This is a genomic window from Phenylobacterium sp. VNQ135 (assembly GCF_049445735.1).
Taxonomy (GTDB): domain Bacteria; phylum Pseudomonadota; class Alphaproteobacteria; order Caulobacterales; family Caulobacteraceae; genus Phenylobacterium.
The window spans coordinates 65,508-87,364 of the sequence record NZ_JBMSDS010000004.1; the positions used below are offsets into that span (position 1 = coordinate 65,508).

Consider the following 21,857-nt stretch of genomic DNA (forward strand, 5'->3'; position numbering starts at 1 on the left):
TTGGCCCTTAAGGCGGGGCGTGGCGCCCGAAAGGGCTCAATAGGGAATGCGGTGCGGATCTCCCCTCTTCGGAAGGACGGGTCCAAAGCCGCGGCTGCCCCCGCAACTGTAAGCGGCGAGCTTCCCCCGATCTAAGCCACTGGGGCTCGCGCCCCGGGAAGGCCGGACGGAAGCCGTGACCCGCGAGCCAGGAGACCTGCCACAAGCCGTGGTCACGCGCGATCGCGTCGGACGGGGTGCGCCGATGTGGATGGACCGCCGGAGAGCAATCTCCGCGTGAGCCGTCTCTTCGCGGTGACGTCTCCACGTCCGCCGCGAGGCCTCATGTTCCGTTCTTCCGTCTCCCTCATCGCCCTCGGGCTGATTGCGAGCCCCGCCATCGCCGCCGAGGCCGAAGTCGACACCGTCGTCGTCACCGCCAGCCGCCGCCCGACCGCCGCCGAAGAGGTCGGCTCCTCGGTCAGCGTCTTCACCGCCGACGACATCGCAAGGCGCCAGCAGCGCGCCCTGCCCGACGTCCTCCAGCTCTCGCCGGGCCTCAACGTCGTCCAGACCGGCGGCGCGGGCGGCCGCACCTCGGTCTTCATCCGCGGCGCCAACGCCAACCACACCAAGGTGCTGATCGACGGGATCGACGCCAACGACCCGAGCCAGGGGGGCGTCTTCGACTTCGGCGCCATCCTCACCGACGACATCGCGCGCGTGGAGGTCCTGCGCGGCCCGCAGTCCGGCCTCTACGGCTCGGACGCCATCGGCGGCGTGGTCAACATCGTCACCGCCCCGCCCGGCGGGCCCAATCGCCTCCGCGGCCGCCTGGAAGCCGGCAGCTTCGAGACCTTCGACCAGGCGATCGGCGCCGCGGGCGAAGCCGGCCCCCTCGGCTATGCGCTCAACCTCACGCACGCCCGCACCGGCGAGAGCAGCACCACCCCGCTCGCCCTGATCCCCGACGGCCGCCCGGTGCTCACCGACGCGTACGAGAACGCCACCGCCACGGTGCGCCTCCGCGCCCAGGCTTCCGACCGGCTCGAGCTGAACGGGACCGCCCGCTACGCCGACAGCAAGCTCTTCTTCGTCTCCGACGAGGGCTTCCCGTCGGCGCCGGCGGCGGAACGCTCGCGCCAGGACGCCCGCGGCCTCGTGGCCCGCGGCGAGGCGCGCCTCGCCGTCACCGACCGCCTCTCCGCCCGCGCCGGCGTGAACGTCACCGACTACAGGACCAAGATCACCTCGCCGGGCGGCTTCGCGTCCTACAACGAGGGCGACGCGCTGAAGGGCGACCTGCGCTTGGACTATACGCTGCCCGCCGGCCACACCCTCGTCGCCGGCCTGGAGGCCGAGCGCGAGCGCCTCACCGACCAGCCCGTCCGCTACGACAACGAGACCCTCGCCGTCTTCGCCGAGGCCCAGACCCGGCCGGGCGCCCCGGTCAGCCTGACCGCCAGCGCCCGCCTGGACGACAACGAGCGCTTCGGCGGGAAGGCCACCTTCCGCCTCGCCGCCGCCCACACGCTGCAGCCGACGGGCACGATCCTGCGCGCCAGCTACGGCACGGGCTTCAAGGCGCCGACCCTCACCCAGCTCTTCGTCAGCTTCCCGGACTTCGGCTTCTTCGCCAATCCGGACCTGGAGCCCGAGGAGAGCCGCGGCTTCGACCTGGGCTTCGAGCAGCCGCTGGGCGAGCGCGCCCGCGTCGGCGCCACCTACTTCCGCCAGACCATCCGGAACCTGATCACCACCAACGCCACCTTCGACAGCTACGCCAACATCGGCCGCGCCCGGGCCTCCGGCGTCGAGGCCTTCGCCGCCGCCGAGCTCGCGCCCGGCCTCACCGCGCGGATCGACTACACCTATGTCGACGCCGAGGACCGCGACACGGGCCTCACCCTCCTGCGCCGGCCCAAGCACCGCGCCACCGCCGCCGCCGACTGGGCCGTCACCGATGCGCTCACCGTCTCGGCCACGGTGATCCACGTGGGCTCCTGGATCGACGGCGACCGCAGCTTCACGGTCCCGCGCCTGAAGGCGCCCGACTACACGGTCGCCCACCTCGCCGCCCAGTACCGGCTCTCCGAGCGCCTCACCGTCTTCGGCCGGATCGAGAACCTGACGGACGAGCGATACGAGAACCCCGTCGGCTTCGAACGCCCCGGCCGCGGCGCCTTCGCCGGCGTCCGCGTCAACTTCGACTGAGGAGCCCGCCATGACCCGCACCGCCTGGTCCCTCGGCCTCTACGGCCTCGTCGTCACCGGCTGCCTGGCGCTGGCCTGCCTGGAGCCCCTGGTCGCCGTGGCCGTCCTGGCCGCCAGCCGCCTGAAGCTTCCGGCGGCGCTGGCGCTCACCGCCGCCGTCTGGCTCACCGGCCAGGCGATCGGCTTCGGCCTGCGCGGCTTCCCGGTCGATGCGCAGACGCTCGGCTGGGGCCTCGGCCTGGGCGTCATGGCCCTGGCCAGCCTGCTCACCGCCGCCCTCGTGCTGCCGCGCCTGCCCCGGGCATGGCCGGCCTGGTTCCGCGCGGCTGCAGCCTTCGTCCCGGCCTTCGTCGCCAACCAGCTCTGCGCGCTGGCGGTCGAGCTCGTGGTCATGGGCTCGTGCGAGATCGTGCCTGGCGTCGTCACCGCCATCGGCCTGATCAACGCCGGCTGGCTGGCCGTCCTCCTGGCCCTCGACGCCCTGGCCCGGCGGCTTCCCGCCCCGCGCCCGGCATGACCGCCCAGCGGATCGTCAGCCTGCTCCCCAGCGCCACCGAGATCGTGGCGGCGCTGGGGCTCGCCCACCGCCTCGTCGGCCGCAGCCACCAGTGCGACTTCCCCGCAGGCGTCGCCCGCCTCCCCGCCCTCAGCTCCACCAAGATCCGCACCGACCGCACCTCGGCCGAGATCGACGCCCAGGTGAACGAGATCCTGCGCTCGGCGGTCAGCGTCTACGACGTCGACACCGAGACCCTGAAGGCCCTGAAGCCCAACGTCATCCTCACCCAGACCCAGTGCGCCATCTGCGCCGTCACCCCCGCCGACCTGGAGGCCGCGCTCTGCTCCTGGCCAAGGGGGGATTCGGGCCTCGCGCCCGCCCTCGTCAGCCTCGAGCCCAACGACCTCGCCGACGTCTGGGGCGACATCCGCAAGGTGGCCGCGGCGCTGAACGCCCAGGCCGCCGGCGAGGCCGCCATCGCCGGCCTCCAGGCCCGCCTCGCCGCCCTTTCGGCCCAGGTCGCCGGCCGCCCCCGCCCCACCGTCGCCGCCCTGGAATGGTTCGAGCCCCTGATGGCCGGCGGCAACTGGATGCCCGAGCTGATCGAGGCCGCCGGCGGCCGCCCCCTCTTCGCCCAGGCCGGCCAGCACAGCCCCTGGCTCAGCTGGGAAGACCTCGCCGCCGCCGACCCCGACGTCATCCTGCTGCTGCCCTGCGGCTTCCGCCTGGAGGAGAGCCTGGCCGACCTCCCGGCCCTCCAGCGCCACCCGCTCTGGCCCGGCCTCAAGGCCGTCCGCGAGGCGCGCGTCTACGCCATCGACGGCCACCACTACTTCAACCGCCCCGGCCCCCGCCTCGTCGAGAGCGCCGAGATCACGGCCGAGATCCTCCACCCGCAAGCCTGCGACTTCGGCTGGGAAGGCCGGGCCTGGGTCCGCCTCCCCGCGCCCTAGACACCGCGCCTCCCCCTCCTCCCCCTCCTGGGGGAGGCAGCGGCGAAGCCGACGGAGGGGGCTCAGCTCCCTAAACCCTCAAGTCCACCGCCCCTCCGCCTCCTCCGCCGCCTCCGCCTCTACGCCAGGCGCCGCCGCCGGCATCGTCAGCGCCTCCAGGCTCTCCGGCGGCTCGGTGAACTTCCGCACGATCACGGTGAAGCCGCCGCCGCCGCCGGCCGCCGCCTCGCCCTCCAGTGCGCTCAGGTCCAGCGCCTTCACGGCCCCGTACTTCCGCGGCCACAGCCTGGCCGCCCACCAGCGCAGGTGCCGCAGCCGCACCTCCGTCAGGTACGCCGTCTTCGGCGTCGCCGCCTGCGCCAGGCGCCAGGCTTCTCCGGCCAGGCCATCGGCATGGATCTGCCGCGCCAGGACCACCGCGGCCTGAAATTCCTCATGCCGGGCCAGCCAGCGATAGAGGGTGATCACCGACGGCATGATCGGATCGGCGCCGATCTCGTGCATCGTCGCCCCGGCGCACAGCCGCTCGAACACCGCCTCGGCGGTCGCCTCGCAATAGGTCGATCGCTGGCCGTTCAGCGCCCGGCCCGCCGCCGCCCGCGCCTGCCGCATCCGCTCGGCGAACTTCGGCCGCGTCCGCATCCAGGTCGCCACCGTCGGCACGGCCGGCATCGAGGGCGAGGCGCAGATCGAGGTCAGGGTCTCCCCCGCCCGCGTCCGCCGGATGATCCGCCAGGCGGTCCCCGCCGGCCACCGGTTCATCGTCCGCCCGCTCCGGTCTCCCGCCAGCGCGCGCACGCCCGCCCCCGCCGCGAACGCGGCGTCCAGTTCCTCGTCGTCCGTCATGTCAGATGTCCTGGTGTCTTGCCTCCCCCGCGAAGCGCCGGGAGGGGGAACCCTGCGAAGCCCGCAGGGCGAAGCCGGGTGGAGGGGGCAAACCCCATCTGCGGAGCGCACCGCCCCGCTCCTCCCCCGCAAGCGGGGGAGGTGGCGCGAAGCGCCGGAGGGGGCGCTCCCAAACTGTCCGAAAACCCTCCGGCGAAGCCCCTCAGAGCCCAGCCGAAAAACCAAAAAGGGGCGTCCCCGCCCCTCCAGCCGCACTCAGCGACGCTGCCGAAACCCTACGAAAAACGCGCGCACTTGTCAAGAACAAAATGGAAACACTAGAGCGTCTCGATCGTCCGCTTCTGAACTCTTAGCTGACGCTCGGAATGCCGTGGCGTCGCAGAGCCCTTTCAACCCAGAGGCTGTCGTCGCATCCGAGTCCCATCTCAACGAGGAGGCTGCGGCGCTCCAGCGTACTTTCGTCAGGCACACTAAAGCCATCTACATCAGCCTCGTAGAAGAGCGTGTCGATGATGAAGGCGGCAAAGCGATGCAACGCGCTGACGCGGGGGAAGGGAGGGAGAAACGAATGCGCAAGCTCCCCATCGCAGAACGCTTCCAGTCCACCGGCCATGTAATCCAGCGGGTCCTCTAAAACGTTGGCGATGACGTCGGCGAAATGGTAGGCGCCAATGAAGTCAGTCTGTCTTAGTCCATCGATCATTTGTCGCTGTCGCATCAATCAAAGAAGTCGCATCGATCCGCTGGCGGGAAAGCAACCGCTCACTAGCCGCCCCTCGGCGATGCACGCCGCGAAGGCATTGGATCATCTATGAGCCATGGCGCGACGTGAAGACGGAAACCGGCCTGGAGCGCAGCAGCGGTCGATGGTCCGCACGAGAACAGCCCCTCAGTCGAGGATAGTTTAATAGGTGCCGTAGAGCTCCAGCAGCCAAGCCATGCTTTTGAGTGAAGCTGTTGGATGGATGCGTGACGGCCGGCCGCCAGTACTCCGTTGAAGTTCCACTTCCAGGCAGCGGCGAACGCCTGCTCTCGTAGCACTCCCCCCTTCCCCTCCCTCCGCTTCCCTGCCTAACCTCTCCCCCATCCAAACGCCCGTTCGAGGCGACACCACCGGGGAAGGAACGCACCGTCCATGGCGACCACCAAGGTTCACGCCCCGCCCGGTCCGCCCGGCGCCGCCGCCTCCGGCCACCCCGCCTATTCCTCCGGCTACAAGACCGCCGTCCTGTGGCTGCTGGTGGTGGCCTACACGTTCAACTTCATCGACCGGACGATCATCTCGACGATCGGCCAGGCGATCAAAGAGGACCTGAAGCTCACCGACGAGCAGCTGGGCTGGCTGGGCGGCCTGTCGTTCGCCCTGCTCTACACGGCGCTGGGCATCCCGATCGCGCGGCTGGCCGAACGCAAGAGCCGCGTGAACATCATCGCCATCGCCATCGTCGTCTGGTCGGCGTTCACGGCGCTGTGCGGGCTGGCGACCAGCTACGTCCAGCTGCTGCTGTTCCGGGTGGGCGTGGGCGTCGGCGAGGCGGGCCTGTCGCCGCCGGCCCATTCGCTGATCTCGGACTATTTCGAGCCCAAGAAGCGGGCCTCGGCGCTTTCGATCTACGCCTTCGGCATTCCGCTGGGCACCATGTTCGGCGCCGTCGCCGGCGGCTGGATCGCCCAGAACGTCAGCTGGCAGGCGGCCTTCATGCTGGTGGGCCTGCCGGGCATCGCGATCGCGCTGCTGATCAAGCTGGTGATCAAGGAGCCGCCGCGGGGCTGGTCCGACCGCCAGCTCGCGATCGAGTCAGAGACGCCGGGGGCGCTGGGCCGCGAGGCGTCCGAGGCCGGGGCGCCGAACCCGCCGCTGTCTTCGGCGGACATCATGGCTGCGAAGCCGCCCTCGATGCTGGCGGTGGCCCGGCGGCTGTTCGGCTCGTGGGGCATGTTCCACATGGCGGCCGGCATCACGCTGGCGAGCTTCGCCGGCTATGGCGCCGGCCAGTACGTGCCGCCGTACCTCATCCGCCAGTACGGCATGGATCTGGCGACCGCCGGCCTCCTGTTCGGCCTGGTGGCGGGCGTCGCCAACGGCGCCGGCACCCTGCTGGGCGGCTTCCTGACGGACTGGGCGAGCAAGCGCAGCGCCCGCTGGTATGCGCTGGTGCCGGCCATCGGCCTGCTGATCGCGACGCCCCTCTATCTGTGGACCTTCACGCGCGACACCTGGCAGGCCGGCGTGGCGTTCTGGATGGTGGGGGGCGTGCTGCACTACACCTACCTCGGCCCCACGTTCGGGGTGGTGCAGAACACCATGGACGTGCGGATGCGCGCGACCGCCGTGGCCCTGCTGTTCTTCGTGCTGAACCTGATCGCGCTGGGCTTCGGCCCGCCCTTCACCGGCTGGCTGATCGACCAGTTCGCCCAGAACGCGTGGCTGACGAGCGGGGGCGCCGGGGCGCTGGACGTGGCCTGCCCGGGCGGCATCGGGCCGGCGGGGGCGAGCGCGGCGGTGGATGCGGCCTGCAAGGCGGCGACGGCGACCGGCACGCGGCTGGGGCTGCTGGGCACGACGCTGATCTACGCCTGGGCCGGGCTGCACTACATCCTGGCCGCCATCACCCTGCCGCGCGACATGGCCCGGGCGCGCGCCGCGCAAGGGTGACGATGGGGATTTGACTTCTGGCCGGGGGGCAAGCATTCCCCCGGCCATGATCCCTCGCTACGCCCGCAAGGAAGCCGCCCAGATCTGGGAGCCGCAGACGCGCTTCAAGATCATGTTCGAGATCGAAGCCCACGCCGCCGACAAGATGGCGGAGCTGGGGGTGATCCCGAAGGAGGCCGCCCGGGTCATCTGGGAGAAGGGCCGGGACGCGGTCTGGAACGCCGAGCGCATCGACGAGATCGAGCGCGAGGTGAAGCACGACGTCATCGCCTTCCTGACGCACGTCACCGAGATCGTCGGACCCGAGGCGCGCTTCCTGCACCAAGGGATGACGAGCTCGGACGTCAACGACACGACGCTGGCGGTGCAGCTGGTGCGGGCGACCGACCTCCTGATCGAGGACGTGGACATGGTGCTCGCCGCCCTCAAGCGGCGGGCCTTCGAGCACAAGCTGACGCCCACGGTCGGGCGCAGCCACGGCATCCACGCCGAGCCCACCACCTTCGGCCTGAAGCTCGCCGGCCACTACGCCGAGTTCCAGCGGGCCAAGGAGCGGCTGGCCATGGCCAAGTTCGAGATCGCCACCTGCGCGATCTCGGGCGCGGTCGGCACGTTTGCGAACGTGGCGCCCGAGGTGGAGGCCTATGTCGCCGAACAGATGGGTCTGGCGGTGGAGCCGGTCTCGACCCAGGTGATCCCGCGCGACCGGCACGCGGCCTACTTCGCGGCTCTGGCTGTGGTGGCGTCCTCGATCGAGCGTCTGGCTGTCGAGATCCGCCACCTGCAACGCACCGAGGTGCTGGAGGCCGAGGAGCCGTTCGATCCGGGCCAGAAGGGCTCGAGCGCCATGCCGCACAAGCGCAACCCGATCCTGACCGAGAATCTGACGGGCCTGGCCCGCCTGGTTCGCTCGGCGGTCGTCCCGGCCATGGAGAACGTGGCCCTCTGGCACGAGCGCGACATCAGCCACTCCTCGGTCGAGCGCGGCATCTGCCCGGACGCCACGGTGCACCTCGACTTCGCGCTGCGCCGCCTGGCCGGCGTCGTCGAGCGGTTGGTGATCTACCCCGAGAACATGGCGAAGAACCTCGACCGCCTCGGTGGCCTGGTGCACTCCCAGCGCGTGCTGCTGGGCCTGACCCAGAAGGGCCTCAGCCGCGAGGCGAGCTACGCCGCCGTCCAGCGCAACGCCATGAAGGTGTGGCGCGGCGAGGGCGCCTTCCTCGACTTCCTGAAGGCCGACCCCGAGATCACCCTCACGGACGAGGAACTCGAACAGCTCTTCGACCTGGGCTACCATTTCAAGAACGTGGACGTGGTCTTCGCCCGCGTGTTCGGGGAAGGCGCCTAGGGAGGCCGCAGGCATAGCCAGCGTCGAGGATCTCCGCCGCCTGAGCCTTGAGCTGCCCGGCGCCCACGAGGTGACCTACAAGGGCCAGCCCTGGTTCAACGTGGGCAAGAAGACCTTCGCCTTGATGTCGGACGAGCGCGCCATCCTCAGGCTGGAACGCGGCCACCAGGAACTGCTATTCGAGATCCGTCCCGAAACCTTCCAGAAGTGTCCGGTGGCCACCGTCCACTGGGCCTATGTCGCGCTCTCGCACCTGGAGGAGGTTGAGCTCGCCGATCTCGTCCGCGAGGCCTGGGCGGGCATCGTGCCGAAGAAGGTCAGCCGCGCCTATTTCGAGGCGCTTGACCGCCGTCGCGTCAGCTAGTCGCCTCTTCCCGCCACGGGAGGACGCGAACATGGACCTGCAAGCTGCTCTGGCGCGCCAGAAGGCCGCCCATCTGCGCGACGGCGCGCCCTCGGCCGAAGAGCGGATCAACCGCATCGACCGCTGCATCCGGCTGCTGATCGACAACCGCAGGGCGATCGAGGACGCGCTCAACGCCGACTTCGGCTCGCGCTCCCGCGAGGCCACCGCGTTCACCGACGTCGCGGGCTCGATCGGACCGCTGAAGCACGCCAAGGCCCATCTGAAGAGCTGGATGAAGCCGGAGAAGCGGAAGACGACGCCCGCCATCCTTGGCCTGTTCGGCGCCAAAGCCGAGGTCCGCTACCAGCCGAAAGGCGTGGTCGGCGTGATCAGTCCCTGGAACTTCCCGGTGAACCTCACCTTCGCGCCCCTTGCCGGCATCCTGGCCGCGGGCAACCGGGCGATGATCAAGCCGTCCGAATATACCCCGGCCACGTCCGATCTGATGAAGACCATGTTCGGCTCGGCCTTCTCCGAGGAGGAGATCGCCGTCGTCACCGGCGGCCCCGAGGTGGGAGAGGCCTTCGCCCGACTGCCCTTCGACCATCTGATCTTCACCGGGGCCACCGGCATTGCACGCCACGTCATGCGGGCCGCCGCCGAGAACCTTGTGCCGCTGACGCTTGAGCTGGGCGGCAAGAGCCCCGTAATCCTCGGCAAGGACGCCGACGTCGAGGTCGCCGCCGCGCGGATCATGAACGGAAAGACGCTCAACGCCGGACAGATCTGCCTCGCCCCCGACTACGTGTTAACGCCGGCCGACAAGCTGGAGGGCTTCGTCGACAGCGCACGCAAGTCGGTGTCGAAGATGTTCCCGACCATCAAGGACAACCCCGACTACACCTCGATTGTCGCCCAGCGGCACTACGAGCGGATCATGGACTATGTCGAGGACGCCCGCGCGAAGGGCGCCCGGGTCGTGGAGCTGAAGCCGGAGGGCGAGGACCTGAGCCAGCAGGAGCACCGCAAGATCGCGCCCACTCTGATCCTCGAACCCACCGACGACATGAAGGTGATGCAGGAGGAGATCTTCGGCCCCGTCCTGCCTGTGAAGACCTACCGCAGCGTGGACGACGCCATCGCCTATGTGAACAAGGGGGATCGGCCGCTCGGGCTCTACTATTTCGGCTCGGACGAGGCCGAGCGGGAGAAGGTGCTCGCCACCACCACCTCGGGCGGCGTGACCATCAACGACGTCATCTTCCACGTGGCTCAGGAGGAGCTGCCGTTCGGCGGGGTCGGCCCCTCGGGCATGGGGAGCTACCACGGCCTCGACGGCTTCCGCGAGTTCAGCCACCGGAAGGCCATCTACACGCAGATCCGGAAGGACATCGGCCCGCTGCAGGCGATGCGGCCGCCCTACGGCCCGGCCATCCGCAAGTACCTCGAGGGCCAGATGAAGGCCTGAAACGACGAAGGGGCGCGCCTCGCGGCGCGCCCCTTCGCAATCTCGCCGGGCCGTAATGGCCTAGTTCCCGGCCTTAACGCTCTCGCGGGCCTGAGCCAGCAGCTCGGCCATCTTCATGCGGACTTCGCCCTCGGTGGCGGCGACGCCGGCGCCCTTAAGGTCTTCGAAGACCTTGCGGAACACGTCCTCGTCGCCGGGCAGCTCCAGGTCCGACTTCACGACCGCCTTCACGTACTCGTCGACGTTCTGCAGGCCCATCAGACCGGCCGCCCACTGGCCCAGCGCCTTGTTCCGCCGCGCGTGAGCCTTGAACTCCTGCTCTTCGTCCAGGGCGAACTTCTTCTCGAAGCCCTGCTCGCGGTCGTCGAAGGTCGTCATTTGGGTCTGAAGGTCCGTATCTCGAAGCGGGCGTTCCCATAGCCCGCGGCAGCGCGCCCCGCAATCGAAAGCGCAGCCCTTCCGCCACGTTTGCGTGGGCTCGCCGCATCCGCTAATTTCGCGCCGCCTGGATTGGGCGAGACCCCTGAGTCGCAGCCGCGCGCGTGAATTCAGCCGCGCGCGTTTTTCGTTCTGCCGACCAGCCAACCCTCGCCATGGAGAAGGCTGTTCGATGACCCGGCGTAAGAAGATCTACGAGGGCAAGGCCAAGATTCTCTACGAAGGTCCGGAGCCCGGCACGCTCATCCAGTATTTCAAGGATGACACCACGGCCTTCGACGCGACGAAGAAGGCCGTGCTCGAGGGCAAGGGCGTCATCAACAACCGGATCTCCGAATACATCATGACGAAGCTGAACTCGATCGGGGTTCAGAACCACTTCATCAAACGCCTGAACCTCCGCGAGCAGTTGATCCGCGAGGTCGAGATCATCCCTCTGGAGGTGGTGTGCCGCAACGTGGCGGCCGGCTCGCTGTCCACGCGATACGGCTTGCCCGAGGGGCAGCCGCTGCCCCGCTCGATCATCGAGTTCTACCTGAAGGACGACAAGCTCCACGATCCCATGGTCGCCGAGGAGCACATCACCGCGTTCAACTGGGCCACCACCCAGGAGATCGACGACATGATGGCGATCACCCTCAGGGTGAACGATTTCCTGACCGGCCTTTTCGGCGGCGTCGGCATCACGCTCGTCGACTTCAAGATCGAGTTCGGCCGCATCTGGGAGAACGACTTCTCCCGGATCATCCTGGCCGACGAGATCAGCCCCGACAGCTGCCGGCTCTGGGACAGCCAGACCAACGAGAAGCTGGACAAGGATCGCTTCCGCCGCGACCTGGGCAACGTCATCGAGAGCTACACCGAGGTGGCTCGCCGTCTCGGCATCATGAAAGAGATGCCGACCGTCATCCAAGGGGGCCTGCACTAGTGCGCGCGAAAGTCCACGTGTTCCTGAAGCCCGGCGTCCTCGACGTGCAGGGCAAGGCCGTCGAACAGGCGCTGCACGGCCTGGGCTGGGGCGGCGTCGAGCACGTCCGCGTCGGCCGCACCATCGAGTTCGACCTCAAGAGCGCCGACGCCGCCTCCGCCGAGGCCGAGGTCAAGGCCATGTGCGAGAAGCTGCTGGCGAACACCGTCATCGAAAGCTACCGGGTGGAGCTGGCGTGAGCCGCTGGGCGGTCCTTCCCGCCCTTCTCACGCTGGGCGCATGCGCTGACGCCGCCGAGGCTCCGGTCGCCTACAGGGCCCTCGACTGCGCCCAGCCGTTCGAGACTCAGGCCGCCGCCCTCGTCGCCCAGCCGCACCTGGTGCCCGCGCCGAAGGACCCGGCCGAGCCCTACCGGTTCTATTCGAGCAACGACGGCCGCACGTCCTACCTGATCACCGAGGCGGCCGCGCCGGGCCATCCCGCAATCATGATGCAGCAGGCCAGCGGCTCCGACGTCGTCACCACCGGCTGCCCCTATGGCGACAAGGCGGGCTACGACCAGCTCCACGCCTATCTCGACGGGCTGAAGCACTGGAGGCGCAAGTGACCGGCTATCACCTCGCCCAGATCAACGTCGGACGCTTCCTGGCTCCGGTCGACGATCCGCGGATCGCCGATTTCGTCGCCAACCTCGACCGCATCAACGCCCTGGCCGATGAGACGCCCGGATTCGTCTGGCGCCTGGTGGGCGAAGGCAACAACGCCACCGACATCCAGCCGCGGCCGAACGATCCGCTGTCCGCCATCAACATGTCGGTTTGGACGGGTCTCGACGCCCTCGCTGGCTTCGTCTACCGCACCGCCCATCGCGACGTCATGCGCCGGAGGCGCGAATGGTTCGAGGCGATGGAGACCTACATGGCCCTCTGGTGGGTCCCTGTCGGTCACGTGCCTACGATCGACGAGGCCCTGCGGCGGCTGGACGTTCTGGACCGCCTGGGGCCAACGGCCGAGGCCTTCACCTTCCGCGATCCCTTTCCCGCGCCGGATGCGACGCCGGTCGCGCCGGTGCTCGACAAGTGCGCCTGAGGACGGCCCTCCTCGCCACCCTGGGCGGCGTCTCTCTGGGGGCGAGCCCGGCCGCGGCCCAGCCCGACAACCCTAAAGCGCCGCTGTCGGTCCAGCTTCAGCCCTGCGGGAACGCTGCGGATGTGCCGCTCTGCATCCTCAAGGTGCTCGCCGCCAAGGACTCCGGCGAGATGCTCTGGCGCGACGACGCGCTTCAGGCGAGACCCGCCCTGCTGGCGGCCGCCGGCGTGAAGGTCGAGGCGGCGCAGCAGGCGGCCGGGTCCGACACGGCCCGCCTCTTCTTCGGTCCGAGCGACGACGCCCAGGCGGCGCTGCGGCGGGCCATCGCCCGCGAGCGCGAGGGGGCGTCGGCTGACTTGGCCCTGGGCGCGATCATGGCCCTGCCCAGCGGCGCGCCCGAGCTGCCGCTGTTCTTCGCGGACTCGCAGACCGCCTCCATCCGCTTGCTCGGGCTGCAGGCGGTCGACCGCGCCGCCCGCGGCGAGATCCCCGACCTCAAGCCATCGCCGGCGCTGCACCGAGCCGCCCTGGCGGCGTGGGAGGCCGAGCTCGCCGCCCGCGGTGGGCTCGCCGACATGCTCACCGACCCGGGGACCCTGGCCACTGCCTACGCCGCCGTGGGCGACGCCGGCGGCGCGACGCGCGCCGTCGCCCTGGAGCCCCGTCCCGACAAGCGGGCCCTCATCCTGGCTGAGCTTGGGCGGATCGAAGACGCCGCTGTCGCCGCGGCCAGGCTCGAGCGGCGCGACCTCGAGCCCTCCGTCCGCGCCGAGATCGAACGGCTTCAGGCCCGGCAGGCGGCCGCCGCCAGCGCCACGGACCGGCACATGAAGGGCGAGCTGGCCCGCATGATCGCCGAGGCCCGCAGTGGCGGCGACGAGAAGGCCGCCCGGCAGTTGGAGAAGATGCGGGGGGTGATGGCGTCCGAAGGCGCTCCACCCCTGCCTCCAGATCTGGTCGAGGGCGAAATCGACGACCGGCTGAGCGCCCTCTGGCGCGGCCTGTTCAGCGCCGCCGGCAAGGCCGGCCGGCCTACCGCCGCCCGTCCGGTGGCTGAACGGCTGTTCCGTGAGTCGCCGCCGCCCAAGGTGTCCGATGCTCTGGCGGCCCATATCGAGGCCGCGACGGCGGCCGCGCCTGATCTCGCCGCGCCGTGGCTCGACGCGCAGGAAAAGCAGCTCTCCCGCGGCGGCGATGACCAGATGTCGATTCGGGTTGAAGCCGTCGCAGACGGCTGGCTCGCGCTGGGCCGCACGGATCGGGTGGAGGCGCTCATCGCCCGGCTGCGGTCCGGCTCGGTCCGGCATCGCCGCCTCGCCGCGTTCCGGCTGCTGGCGCTCGACCGTCCCGCCGAGGCGCAGGCTCTGGCCCCGATCGGCGCGGACGAGTTGCTCCGCGCCGACATCCGGCGGGGCCGCGGCGTCTCGCGGCTGAGAATCTATCTGGCCGGAATCCAGGAGCCCCACCTGCGCAGCAGCCTCCTCGGCACATGCGAGCACGAGACCCAGCAAGCGCTGCTCTGGCGCGAATTGCTGATCTGCATGGAGGTCGAGCGCGAGGCCGCCACCCGCCCCGTGCAGTTCTTCGTCGACGCCGATTCCGCCCTCACGGCGCTCAATCTTCCAGCCTCCCTCGGCGACCTGACCTCGGCCCGGGCCCTGTTCCGGTTCGCGCTCGACACCGCCGCCCGCGGGCTGGCGCTGGAGCCGAACTACAGCGACGCCTTCGGCGGCGTCATGACGCGCGTTGGCGTCCTCGCCTACGCCAAGGCCGAGTTGCGCGCCGACGGCCGCCTTCCTAAGTCCCCGCCTCCCCCTCAGCCGTGAACAGTGCTAAGCGCCCGCCCATGACCAAAGCCGCCGTCATCGTCTTTCCCGGATCCAACTGCGACCGCGACTGCAAGGTCGCCGTCGAGCGCTCCACGGGCGCCACGGTGGAGATGGTCTGGCATGGCGACACCGAGCTGCCGTCGGGCGTGGACCTCGTCGTCCTGCCGGGCGGCTTCTCCTACGGAGACTACCTGCGCTGCGGGGCGATGGCCTCGCTGTCGCCGATCATGTCCGAGGTGAAGGCGGCCGCCGAGCGCGGCGTCGCCACCGTCGGCATCTGCAATGGCTTCCAGATCCTATGCGAGGCGGGCCTGCTGCCGGGCGCCCTACTCCGCAACGAGAAGCTGAAGTACGTCTGCAAGCCGATCGAGCTCGAGGTCACCAACGCCCAGACTCGCTTCACCGCCGGCTACAAGGGCCGCCGCCAGGTCTCGATGACCGTCGGCAACGGTGAGGGCAACTTCTTCGCCGACGAAGCGACTCTCGACCGGCTCGAGGGCGAGGGTCAGGTGGTGTTCCGCTATCTCGAAAACCCCAACGGCTCGCTGCGGAATATCGCCGGCATCGTCAACGAGCGCGGCAACGTGCTCGGCATGATGCCCCACCCCGACCGGGCCTTCGAAGCCGAGTTGGGCTCCGCCGACGGCGCGATCCTCTTCCAGAGCGCTCTCGCCAGCGCCTGAGGCGGAGCCGACGCGCCCTAGGGCGCGGTGGCCCCCTGGAACTTCACCGGCATCGGATCGCGGCCGCCTTCGGCGATGAAGCGGTCGATGCGCGCCTCCAGCACCGGCAGCGGCGTCGAACCTGTCGACAGCACCGTGTCGTGGAAGGCGCGGATGTCGAACTTCGGCCCCAACGCCTTCTCGGCTCTCGCCCGCATGTCGATTATCGCCATCATGCCCAGGTAGTAGCTCACCGCCTGACCCGGCCAGGAGATGTAGCGGTCGACCTCGATCCGGATGTCGTGGTCCGACAGAGCGGTGTTGTCGTGCAGGAAGGCGATCGCCTGCTCGCGCGTCCAGCCCTTGTGGTGGATGCCCGTGTCGACGACGAGACGGGCGGCGCGCCACATCTGGAAGGTCAGCATCCCGAAGCGGTCGTAGGGCGTGTCGTAGAGGCCCATCTCCAGGCCCAGCCTCTCGCAATAGAGCGCCCAGCCCTCGCCGTAGGCCGAGATGTAGACGTAGCGGCGGAACTCCGGCAGCCCCTCCTGCTCCTCCGCCAGGGCGCCCTGCAGCGAATGGCCCGGCGCGGATTCATGCAGCGTCAGCGCGGTCAGGTTGAACAGCGGCCGTGACGGCAGGTCGTAGGTGTTGATCAGATAGCTTCGCGCGCCGCCGCGGGCGCTGGTGTAGAACGGGGCCATGTCCGCGGGCACCGGCTCGATCGTGAAGCGGCTTCGCGGCAGCCAGCCGAAGTAGGACGACAGCTTGCCGTCCACCCGCTTGGCGATCCACGCGCCCCGGGCGAGCAGCTCCTCGGGCGTCTTGGCGTAGAATTTCGGATCCGTGCGCAGGTAGGTCAGGAAGGCCGGAAAGTCGCCCTCGAAGCCGGTCTCCTTCATGACCTGCTCCATCTGCGCCCGGATCTTCGCGACCTCGGTGAGACCGATCTGGTGGATCGCCTCGGGCTCAAGGTCGAGCGTCGAGAACTCCTTGATCTGGGCGCGGTAGTAGGCCGGCCCGTCGGGCAGAGCCTCGGCCGCCAGCGTCTCGGTCGTCCCGGGTATGTACTCCTGGCGTAGGAAGGTCAGCAGCCGGCCGTAGGCGGGCTGCACCTGCCCCTCGATCACCTGCTTGGCCTCGGCCCGAAGCGCCGCCTGCTCGGCCGCCGGGATGGACGCCGGCATACTGGCGAACGGCTGCCAGAATAGCGTGTTCTCGGCCCCCTTGGCGTCCACGGTCGCTGACACCGAGACCTCGCGCCCGACCAGGGTCGAGCGCGGCGGCGTGAAGCCGCGCTTCAGCCCGGCGCGCATGTTCTGCGTCTGCTCGGCGAAGTATCGCGGGATGTCCTTCATCTGCGCGATGAAGTCCCGGTAGTCGCGGGCGTCCAGGAACGGCCTTCGCGCCGTATAGTTGAAGCTCGACCAGAACGAGGAGTCGGAATTGAACGGCTTCTCGTATTCCCGGAACCGCTGCTGCGCGATGCGCACGTCGATCTGGTCGCGATAGACGTCGTAGCTGACCTGGGCCTCGCCCGAGAGCTGATCGCGCGGAATGGCGTCGAGCTGCTTCCGCACCTCCTGCCAGTAGGCGAGCCGCCGCGATTGGCTGGCCGCATCCACCTTTGGGAGATAGGGCGCGAGCCGTTTGCTCTCGGGGTCGTCGGCGCGGGCCAGCTCCTTCTGTCGCCACGCCCATTCCCGCGTGTAGAGCGCCTCGAACCGGGCATCCGCCGAACTGGCGGGGGCCGGCTCCGCCGCCGCCACCCCGACCGCCAGCACCAGGCTCGCCAGAACGGCGCTCGCCACACTCTTCACGCCCATTCGCTGTCCCCTGCCGAGTCCACAACGGAAGACACGACAGCAGGCCGCCGCTCAAGACAAGACCGGATCGGCTTCGCTTGCGCGCGCGCACGGCCGCGCTAGGGTCCCTGCCCATGCTCAAGCACGCCCTGCTCGCGGCCGCAGCCGCCCTCCTCGTCGTCATCCCGGCTTCGGCCCAGTCGCAGGCCGGCTCGACCCCGCCCATGACGCCGGATATCCCGGCCAAGTTCACCGCCCCCAACCTCGGCTACGACTACGAACGGCGCGAGGTGATGGTCCCGATGCGCGACGGGGCGAAGCTGTTCACCGTCATCATCATCCCGAAGGGGGCCAAGGATGCGCCGATCCTGCTGACGCGCACCCCCTACAACGCCAAGACCCCCAGCAAGCGTTTCAACTCGCCCTACGCCAGCGCGACCGGCGCCCAGGTCGACGAGGCCTTCCTCGCCGACGGCTACATCCGCGTCTACCAGGATGTCCGCGGCAAGTACGGGTCGGAGGGCGACTACGTCCTGACCCGGCCGCTCCGCGGCCCGCTGAACGACACCCAGGTCGACCACTCCACCGATGCCTACGACACCATCGACTGGCTGGTGAAGAACCTGCCGCAGAGCAACGGCCGCGTCGGGGTCACCGGTTCGTCCTACCCCGGCTTCACCGCCGCCATGGCGCTGATCGATCCGCACCCGGCGCTCAAGGCCGCCGTGCCGCAGAGCCCCATGATCGACGGCTGGATGGGCGACGATTGGTTCCAGAACGGCGCCTTCCGCCAGACCATGCTCGACTGGTTCATGAACCAGATGACCGAGAAGGGCTCTGGGCCCGACCTGCCGCGGGAATCGCTCGACGACTACGACAACTTCCTCCGCGCGGGGAACGTCTGGGAGTTCGGCAAGGCCGCAGGCCTCGACCAGATTCCCGCCTTCCGGAAGATCGTCGAGCACCCGGCGTACGACGCCTTCTGGCAGGAGCAGGCGCTGGACAAGCAACTCGCGAAGCGGCCGCTGAAGGTGCCGACGCTGTGGGTCGGCTCGCTGTACGACCAGGAGGACATCTACGGCGCGGTGCACGCCTACCAGGCTACCGAGGCCAAGGACACGAACAACGACATGAACTTCCTGGCGCTGGGGGCGTGGCGCCACTCGGGCGTGAACTACGAGCAGCGGCAGCTGGGGCCGGTGAAGATGCCCGGCGACACCGCCACCGAGTTCCGGCTCAAGGTCATGAAGCCGTTCTTCGACCAGTACCTGAAGACGGGCGGCAGGAAGGCCGACATCGCCCCCGTCACCATGTTCGAGACCGGCACCCTTCAATGGAAGCGCTACGACCGCTGGCCCCAGGCCCGGGCGATGAAGTCGCTCTACCTGCAGCCTGGCCTGAAGCTCGGCTTCGACCGGCCGGCGGGGGCGGCCTACGACGAGTATGTCTCCGATCCCGCCAAGCCTGCGCCGTTCGTGCCGCGTCCGGTACGCGCCGACGACGCCGACCAGTGGCGATACTGGCTGGCCTCCGACCAGCGCCACGCCGCCAGCCGTCCGGACGTGCTGGTCTATGTGTCCGAGCCCCTGAAGGAGCCCTTGAAGATCGCCGGCGAGCCGGTGGTGAACCTCTTCGCCTCGACCAGCGGCACCGACAGCGACTGGGTGGTGAAGCTGATCGACGTGCAGCCTGACTTCGTGCCGTCGGATCTCGACCTCAGCGGCTACCAACTCCCCATCGCCATGGAGATCTTCCGCGGACGCTACCGCGACAGCTACGAGAAGCCATCGCCGATCCCCGCGGGCAAGGTCCAGAAGTACCGGTTCGAGATGCCGACCACGAACCACGTGTTCCTGCCGGGCCATCGCATCATGGTGCAGGTGCAGTCGAGCTGGTTCCCGCTCTACGATCGCAACCCGCAGACCTATGTGGAGAACATCTTCAAGGCCAAGCCCTCCGACTATCGGAAGGCGACGCAGCGGGTGTTCCACACCGGCGCGACCGCCTCGGCGATCGAGCTGCCCGTGGTCCCGATGGACTGACCTACTCGCTGCGCTTGGCGCGCACCCCGCGCGCCTCGCCCACCTTGAGGAAGAAGCTGCCCAGGGCGGCCTTGCGGATCTCCACCGCGGCGCCCGCCTTGGGCTTCGGCGAAACCGTCCCGTTGTCGATCTGTCGCCAGGTCGCCCCGCCCTTAAGCTCGAACACCCAGCGACCGCTCCCGTCCTGGTAGGCTCGCGCCAGCTCGTCCGTGACGCTCTGCAGCGGCCCGTCGCTTCCCGCCGCCCGGTCGAACAGAGACAGAGACGGCAGGTCGAGGCCGAAGGCACCGCGCTGGGCCGCCTGGGCCTCCTTGCGGCGGATGATACTGAGTTCCCCCGATCGCACCTGATGGTTCAGCGCCTGGTAAGCGGCGTCGTAGCAGGCCGCCTTGCCTGCGGGGTCCGCAAGCGCCGCGCAGTCGGCCAGTCCCTTCAGCGCCGCGTCGGCCGGTTGGGCGAGCGCCGGATGCGCCGCCGCCAGCATCCCGATGACTGCCGCTGCTGCGGCCGCTCGTCTCGCAAACATAACCTGTTCCCCGAACTCCCGCCGACTATCCGACGTCGATCCCCGCTCCGTCGAGCGCGGCGTTAAGGCGCAGCTTCCCTGCGACTCTTCCAACCCTCCGCGTATCAATGTTACGTCCATAGCCAGACAACAACAGCGCTGTTACGTCGGAGGGGTGGACGTGGACGGATCTGGGCCGATGAACGCCTCGGCCGCATTCGCGGACGACGAGACCGCGTCGACCGCGCTTGTAGCATTCGCTGGGCTGCCCGCGGCCAAGCGCATCGCCGCAGTTGCGCTCTATCTCCAGGCGATGCGTAGTCCGCTAAGCCGGGAAGCCGCGTTGGCCTGCGCCGCGCGTGCCTATGGAATACGTTTTGGCCTCAGCCCGAGCGGCCTGAAGAAGGCCGTCTCCGAAGGCCGGGCCATCCTCCAGTTCGGCTTGGCCGATGGACGCTTCCTCGAAGAGGTCGCCCGCTTGCGCTCGTCCGATATGCTCGCCGCGCTGGAGATCGCCGTCCGGCGCGTCAGCCTGCGCGAGGTCACTCGAGCCCGCGCCGCCCTGTTGGCGGGCGGACGCGGCGGTCGCCCCATGGCCCGTCCGACCCCCGCCTACGCTGCCGTCCGGAAGCTGCTGGAGCTCGCCGAAGCCGGCGACGCGACCGCCCGCGCCGAGCTCTCGGCTATCTGCGACCTCATCCGTGGGCCGCGGCCGGGGTATGTGGCGGATCATCCCGTAGCCAGCCGGTGATCGAGAACCGCGACCGCGCAGCATAAGGCGCCACCGGCGCCACTGAGTGCCACTGGGGCGTCTTGAACAGCGTCAGCACGTTGAACTTCGGCGCGAAGCCGCGGGTCACGTCCCCCGCCGGATCATGGAACAGCAGTTGTCCGCCCCAATCCGGACGCCAGCCGCGGGTCAGGCCGATGGTGTAGGCCGCGCGCCGCTCCCCGCCGCCGCGGTCGTCGTGCAGGGTGAGGTAATGGCCCGGACGATAGTGGCTCGCCTGGGCGTCGACCTTCAGGACCGGTTCTCCGGTCACCGCGCGGGCGAAGCCCATGAACTCCGGGCTGTTGAGGAACTCGGTGACGGAATGCAGCGGGAGGCCCGGGTCGCTGCCCGCCACATAGGCCTCGATCATCGGGTAGACGTAGTAGAGATAGGCGAACCCGCCAGCGGCGCGCTTGCCCGTCTCCGCCAAGCGGGCCTGCAGCGCCTGCCTCCCCTCTGGCGTGAGGGTCGCCGGATCCACGTAGAGCGGCTCGCCCGACGGCCCGGAATGGACCAGCCGCCACGGCGTCGCCCGCTCCATCGCCTCGGCCAGGAGGTCGGCGACCTCGGGCGTGAAGAGGTCATCCACCTGCACCCACCCATCCCGCTCGTAGGCGCTCCGGAAGGCTTCGGGCTGCAGCGCCGGGTTCAGCCAGCCGCTCACGCTCGCCTCTCCCGGATGAACCAGCCAGTCAGCGACAGCCGTGGCGCCTCGGCGTAAGCCGCCACCGGCGCCACCGAATGCGCCCGCGGCACTTGGAAAACAGTGAGCACATTGAATCGCGGCGCGAACCCGCCGACCACGTCGCCCGCCTCGTCGTGGAAGAGGAGCTGCCCGCCCCAGTCTGGCCGCCAGCCTCGCGTGAAGCCCAGCGTGAAGGCGGCGATGCGGTCGTCATTCGAATGGCTATCGTCGTGCAGCGTCAGGAAGTCGCCACGCCGATAGTGGCTCGCCTGCACCCGCACCGCGTCCACTGGCTCGCCCACAATGCCTGCCGCGAAGTCGAGGAAAGCGCGGCTCTGCAGGAACTCGGTCACCTTCGCGATCGGCTGGTTCGGCGCACGGCCGTACTCGTCCTGCAGCGCGTAGCTGCGGTGGATGAAAGCGAATCCCTTGGACGCCCGCTTGATCGTCTCGGCGAGGAAGGCGCGCACCTGCTGCTCGCCGAAGCGGCGGAGCACCTCGTCATTGATCACGAGGGTCTGTCCCGTCTCGTCCGGCGCGACGATGGCATAGGGCAGCCCCGATAGCAGGTCGCCGATCGCCTGGGCCGCCGCGGATTCGAGGAAGTCGGTCGCCTGCACGATCCCGGCGTCGCGGTACATGTCGGCAAACCTGTCGGGTGCAAGTCCTTCACGGATGCGGATGGGCGGCAGGCTCAACGCGGAATCGCTCCCGGGCGGTTGCAGGTCGGCAGCTTAGCAGGCCAAGCCGAAGCGGCGCCCTGTGGCGCTCAGCGGCGCCCGTTAAAGTG

Annotated in this window: 22 protein-coding genes and 1 riboswitch; of the genes, 15 read left to right on the forward strand and 7 right to left on the reverse strand. The window is 69.4% G+C overall.

Annotated features, from left to right (window positions below):
- Positions 1-3 precede the first annotated feature (3 nt).
- Positions 4-218: riboswitch (cobalamin riboswitch) on the forward strand.
- A 106-nt stretch (positions 219-324) separates the two neighbouring features.
- Genes ACO2Q0_RS15055 through ACO2Q0_RS15065 form a run of 3 tightly spaced genes read left to right on the forward strand, consistent with a single transcriptional unit; the run spans position 325 to position 3,645 of the window.
- Positions 325-2,193, forward strand: coding sequence for a TonB-dependent receptor plug domain-containing protein (locus ACO2Q0_RS15055; RefSeq protein ID WP_423352335.1), 1,869 nt, complete (start codon positions 325-327; stop codon positions 2,191-2,193).
- Between the two features lie 10 nt (positions 2,194-2,203).
- A complete protein-coding gene (locus tag ACO2Q0_RS15060) occupies positions 2,204-2,710 on the forward strand; it encodes a hypothetical protein (protein WP_423352336.1) in 507 nt (168 codons plus the stop codon).
- Positions 2,707-3,645 (forward strand): cobalamin-binding protein, encoded by a 939-nt coding sequence (locus ACO2Q0_RS15065; RefSeq protein ID WP_423352337.1) that lies wholly within the window; start codon positions 2,707-2,709, stop codon positions 3,643-3,645. The genes ACO2Q0_RS15060 and ACO2Q0_RS15065 overlap by 4 nt, the downstream gene beginning before the upstream one ends.
- A gap of 78 nt (positions 3,646-3,723) precedes the next feature.
- On the opposite strand, the gene ACO2Q0_RS15070 is transcribed toward ACO2Q0_RS15065, so the two are convergent.
- Together ACO2Q0_RS15070 and ACO2Q0_RS15075 are read right to left on the reverse strand one after the other, a co-directional pair.
- Positions 3,724-4,491, reverse strand: coding sequence for a hypothetical protein (locus ACO2Q0_RS15070; RefSeq protein WP_423352338.1), 768 nt, complete (start codon positions 4,489-4,491; stop codon positions 3,724-3,726).
- A gap of 349 nt (positions 4,492-4,840) precedes the next feature.
- Positions 4,841-5,194 carry a hypothetical protein gene (locus ACO2Q0_RS15075; RefSeq protein ID WP_423352339.1) on the reverse strand — a complete coding sequence of 118 codons (354 nt, stop codon included), beginning with the start codon at positions 5,192-5,194 and terminating at the stop codon, positions 4,841-4,843.
- Positions 5,195-5,626: 432 nt separating this feature from the next.
- On the opposite strand from ACO2Q0_RS15075, the gene ACO2Q0_RS15080 reads away from it, so the two are divergent.
- From ACO2Q0_RS15080 to ACO2Q0_RS15095, 4 genes are read left to right on the forward strand one after another with little or no spacing between them, the layout of a single operon-like run.
- A complete protein-coding gene (locus tag ACO2Q0_RS15080; protein ID WP_423352340.1) occupies positions 5,627-7,147 on the forward strand; it encodes a spinster family MFS transporter in 1,521 nt (506 codons plus the stop codon).
- 46 nt (positions 7,148-7,193) lie between these two features.
- Positions 7,194-8,498: an adenylosuccinate lyase gene (gene purB / locus ACO2Q0_RS15085; protein ID WP_423352341.1), complete on the forward strand. Its 1,305-nt coding sequence runs from the start codon at positions 7,194-7,196 to the stop codon at positions 8,496-8,498.
- A gap of 52 nt (positions 8,499-8,550) precedes the next feature.
- A complete protein-coding gene (locus ACO2Q0_RS15090; protein WP_423352839.1) occupies positions 8,551-8,862 on the forward strand; it encodes an MmcQ/YjbR family DNA-binding protein in 312 nt (103 codons plus the stop codon).
- Between the two features lie 31 nt (positions 8,863-8,893).
- Positions 8,894-10,312 carry a coniferyl aldehyde dehydrogenase gene (locus tag ACO2Q0_RS15095; RefSeq protein ID WP_423352342.1) on the forward strand — a complete coding sequence of 473 codons (1,419 nt, stop codon included), beginning with the start codon at positions 8,894-8,896 and terminating at the stop codon, positions 10,310-10,312.
- A 60-nt stretch (positions 10,313-10,372) separates the two neighbouring features.
- Here ACO2Q0_RS15095 and ACO2Q0_RS15100 read toward each other — a convergent pair whose 3' ends face one another.
- Entirely contained in the window at positions 10,373-10,690 is a 318-nt protein-coding gene (locus ACO2Q0_RS15100) for a DUF1476 domain-containing protein (protein WP_423352343.1), read from the reverse strand.
- Between the two features lie 232 nt (positions 10,691-10,922).
- Between ACO2Q0_RS15100 and purC the strand changes: the two genes are divergently transcribed.
- The 6 genes from purC to purQ are packed head-to-tail and all read left to right on the forward strand — an operon-like array spanning position 10,923 to position 15,279.
- Positions 10,923-11,678, forward strand: a complete 756-nt coding sequence (gene purC / locus ACO2Q0_RS15105; RefSeq protein ID WP_423352344.1) for a phosphoribosylaminoimidazolesuccinocarboxamide synthase — start codon at positions 10,923-10,925, stop codon at positions 11,676-11,678.
- On the forward strand, positions 11,678-11,917 hold the full coding sequence (gene purS / locus ACO2Q0_RS15110; protein ID WP_423352345.1) for a phosphoribosylformylglycinamidine synthase subunit PurS: 240 nt from the start codon (positions 11,678-11,680) through the stop codon (positions 11,915-11,917). Before purC ends, purS begins: the two co-directional genes overlap by 1 nt.
- Positions 11,914-12,285: a hypothetical protein gene (locus ACO2Q0_RS15115; RefSeq protein ID WP_423352346.1), complete on the forward strand. Its 372-nt coding sequence runs from the start codon at positions 11,914-11,916 to the stop codon at positions 12,283-12,285. Before purS ends, ACO2Q0_RS15115 begins: the two co-directional genes overlap by 4 nt.
- The gene (locus ACO2Q0_RS15120) at positions 12,282-12,767 is read left to right on the forward strand and encodes a DUF3291 domain-containing protein (RefSeq protein WP_423352347.1); all 486 of its coding nucleotides are present in this window, start codon (positions 12,282-12,284) and stop codon (positions 12,765-12,767) included. The genes ACO2Q0_RS15115 and ACO2Q0_RS15120 overlap by 4 nt, the downstream gene beginning before the upstream one ends.
- Complete coding sequence (locus ACO2Q0_RS15125) at positions 12,758-14,593, forward strand: hypothetical protein (protein WP_423352348.1); 1,836 nt, start codon at positions 12,758-12,760, stop codon at positions 14,591-14,593. Before ACO2Q0_RS15120 ends, ACO2Q0_RS15125 begins: the two co-directional genes overlap by 10 nt.
- Before the next feature lie 20 nt (positions 14,594-14,613).
- Positions 14,614-15,279 carry a phosphoribosylformylglycinamidine synthase subunit PurQ gene (gene purQ, locus ACO2Q0_RS15130; RefSeq protein WP_423352349.1) on the forward strand — a complete coding sequence of 222 codons (666 nt, stop codon included), beginning with the start codon at positions 14,614-14,616 and terminating at the stop codon, positions 15,277-15,279.
- 17 nt (positions 15,280-15,296) lie between these two features.
- Here purQ and ACO2Q0_RS15135 read toward each other — a convergent pair whose 3' ends face one another.
- On the reverse strand, positions 15,297-17,084 hold the full coding sequence (locus ACO2Q0_RS15135) for a DUF885 domain-containing protein (protein ID WP_423352350.1): 1,788 nt from the start codon (positions 17,082-17,084) through the stop codon (positions 15,297-15,299).
- Between the two features lie 113 nt (positions 17,085-17,197).
- Between ACO2Q0_RS15135 and ACO2Q0_RS15140 the strand changes: the two genes are divergently transcribed.
- Positions 17,198-19,105 (forward strand): CocE/NonD family hydrolase, encoded by a 1,908-nt coding sequence (locus ACO2Q0_RS15140; protein WP_423352351.1) that lies wholly within the window; start codon positions 17,198-17,200, stop codon positions 19,103-19,105.
- A 1-nt stretch (position 19,106) separates the two neighbouring features.
- On the opposite strand, the gene ACO2Q0_RS15145 is transcribed toward ACO2Q0_RS15140, so the two are convergent.
- A complete protein-coding gene (locus ACO2Q0_RS15145) occupies positions 19,107-19,631 on the reverse strand; it encodes a hypothetical protein (RefSeq protein WP_423352352.1) in 525 nt (174 codons plus the stop codon).
- Positions 19,632-19,809: 178 nt separating this feature from the next.
- On the opposite strand from ACO2Q0_RS15145, the gene ACO2Q0_RS15150 reads away from it, so the two are divergent.
- Positions 19,810-20,361 carry a hypothetical protein gene (locus ACO2Q0_RS15150; protein WP_423352353.1) on the forward strand — a complete coding sequence of 184 codons (552 nt, stop codon included), beginning with the start codon at positions 19,810-19,812 and terminating at the stop codon, positions 20,359-20,361.
- Here the strand turns inward: ACO2Q0_RS15150 and ACO2Q0_RS15155 are convergent.
- Positions 20,306-21,046, reverse strand: a complete 741-nt coding sequence (locus tag ACO2Q0_RS15155) for a 2OG-Fe(II) oxygenase (protein ID WP_423352354.1) — start codon at positions 21,044-21,046, stop codon at positions 20,306-20,308. The genes ACO2Q0_RS15150 and ACO2Q0_RS15155 overlap by 56 nt on opposite strands.
- Positions 21,043-21,765 (reverse strand): 2OG-Fe(II) oxygenase family protein, encoded by a 723-nt coding sequence (locus ACO2Q0_RS15160; RefSeq protein WP_423352355.1) that lies wholly within the window; start codon positions 21,763-21,765, stop codon positions 21,043-21,045. The genes ACO2Q0_RS15155 and ACO2Q0_RS15160 overlap by 4 nt, the downstream gene beginning before the upstream one ends.
- Positions 21,766-21,857 lie beyond the last annotated feature (92 nt).

Coding starts and splice junctions, on each gene's coding strand:
- ACO2Q0_RS15055 (WP_423352335.1), top strand. CDS start 325: ATGTTCCGTTCTTCCGTCTCCCTCATCGCCCTCGGGCTGATTGCGAGC.
- ACO2Q0_RS15060 (WP_423352336.1), top strand. CDS start 2,204: ATGACCCGCACCGCCTGGTCCCTCGGCCTCTACGGCCTCGTCGTCACC.
- ACO2Q0_RS15065 (WP_423352337.1), top strand. CDS start 2,707: ATGACCGCCCAGCGGATCGTCAGCCTGCTCCCCAGCGCCACCGAGATC.
- ACO2Q0_RS15070 (WP_423352338.1), bottom strand. CDS start 4,491: ATGACGGACGACGAGGAACTGGACGCCGCGTTCGCGGCGGGGGCGGGC.
- ACO2Q0_RS15075 (WP_423352339.1), bottom strand. CDS start 5,194: ATGATCGATGGACTAAGACAGACTGACTTCATTGGCGCCTACCATTTC.
- ACO2Q0_RS15080 (WP_423352340.1), top strand. CDS start 5,627: ATGGCGACCACCAAGGTTCACGCCCCGCCCGGTCCGCCCGGCGCCGCC.
- purB (WP_423352341.1), top strand. CDS start 7,194: ATGATCCCTCGCTACGCCCGCAAGGAAGCCGCCCAGATCTGGGAGCCG.
- ACO2Q0_RS15095 (WP_423352342.1), top strand. CDS start 8,894: ATGGACCTGCAAGCTGCTCTGGCGCGCCAGAAGGCCGCCCATCTGCGC.
- ACO2Q0_RS15100 (WP_423352343.1), bottom strand. CDS start 10,690: ATGACGACCTTCGACGACCGCGAGCAGGGCTTCGAGAAGAAGTTCGCC.
- purC (WP_423352344.1), top strand. CDS start 10,923: ATGACCCGGCGTAAGAAGATCTACGAGGGCAAGGCCAAGATTCTCTAC.
- purQ (WP_423352349.1), top strand. CDS start 14,614: ATGACCAAAGCCGCCGTCATCGTCTTTCCCGGATCCAACTGCGACCGC.
- ACO2Q0_RS15135 (WP_423352350.1), bottom strand. CDS start 17,084: ATGGGCGTGAAGAGTGTGGCGAGCGCCGTTCTGGCGAGCCTGGTGCTG.
- ACO2Q0_RS15140 (WP_423352351.1), top strand. CDS start 17,198: ATGCTCAAGCACGCCCTGCTCGCGGCCGCAGCCGCCCTCCTCGTCGTC.
- ACO2Q0_RS15145 (WP_423352352.1), bottom strand. CDS start 19,631: ATGTTTGCGAGACGAGCGGCCGCAGCAGCGGCAGTCATCGGGATGCTG.
- ACO2Q0_RS15150 (WP_423352353.1), top strand. CDS start 19,810: ATGAACGCCTCGGCCGCATTCGCGGACGACGAGACCGCGTCGACCGCG.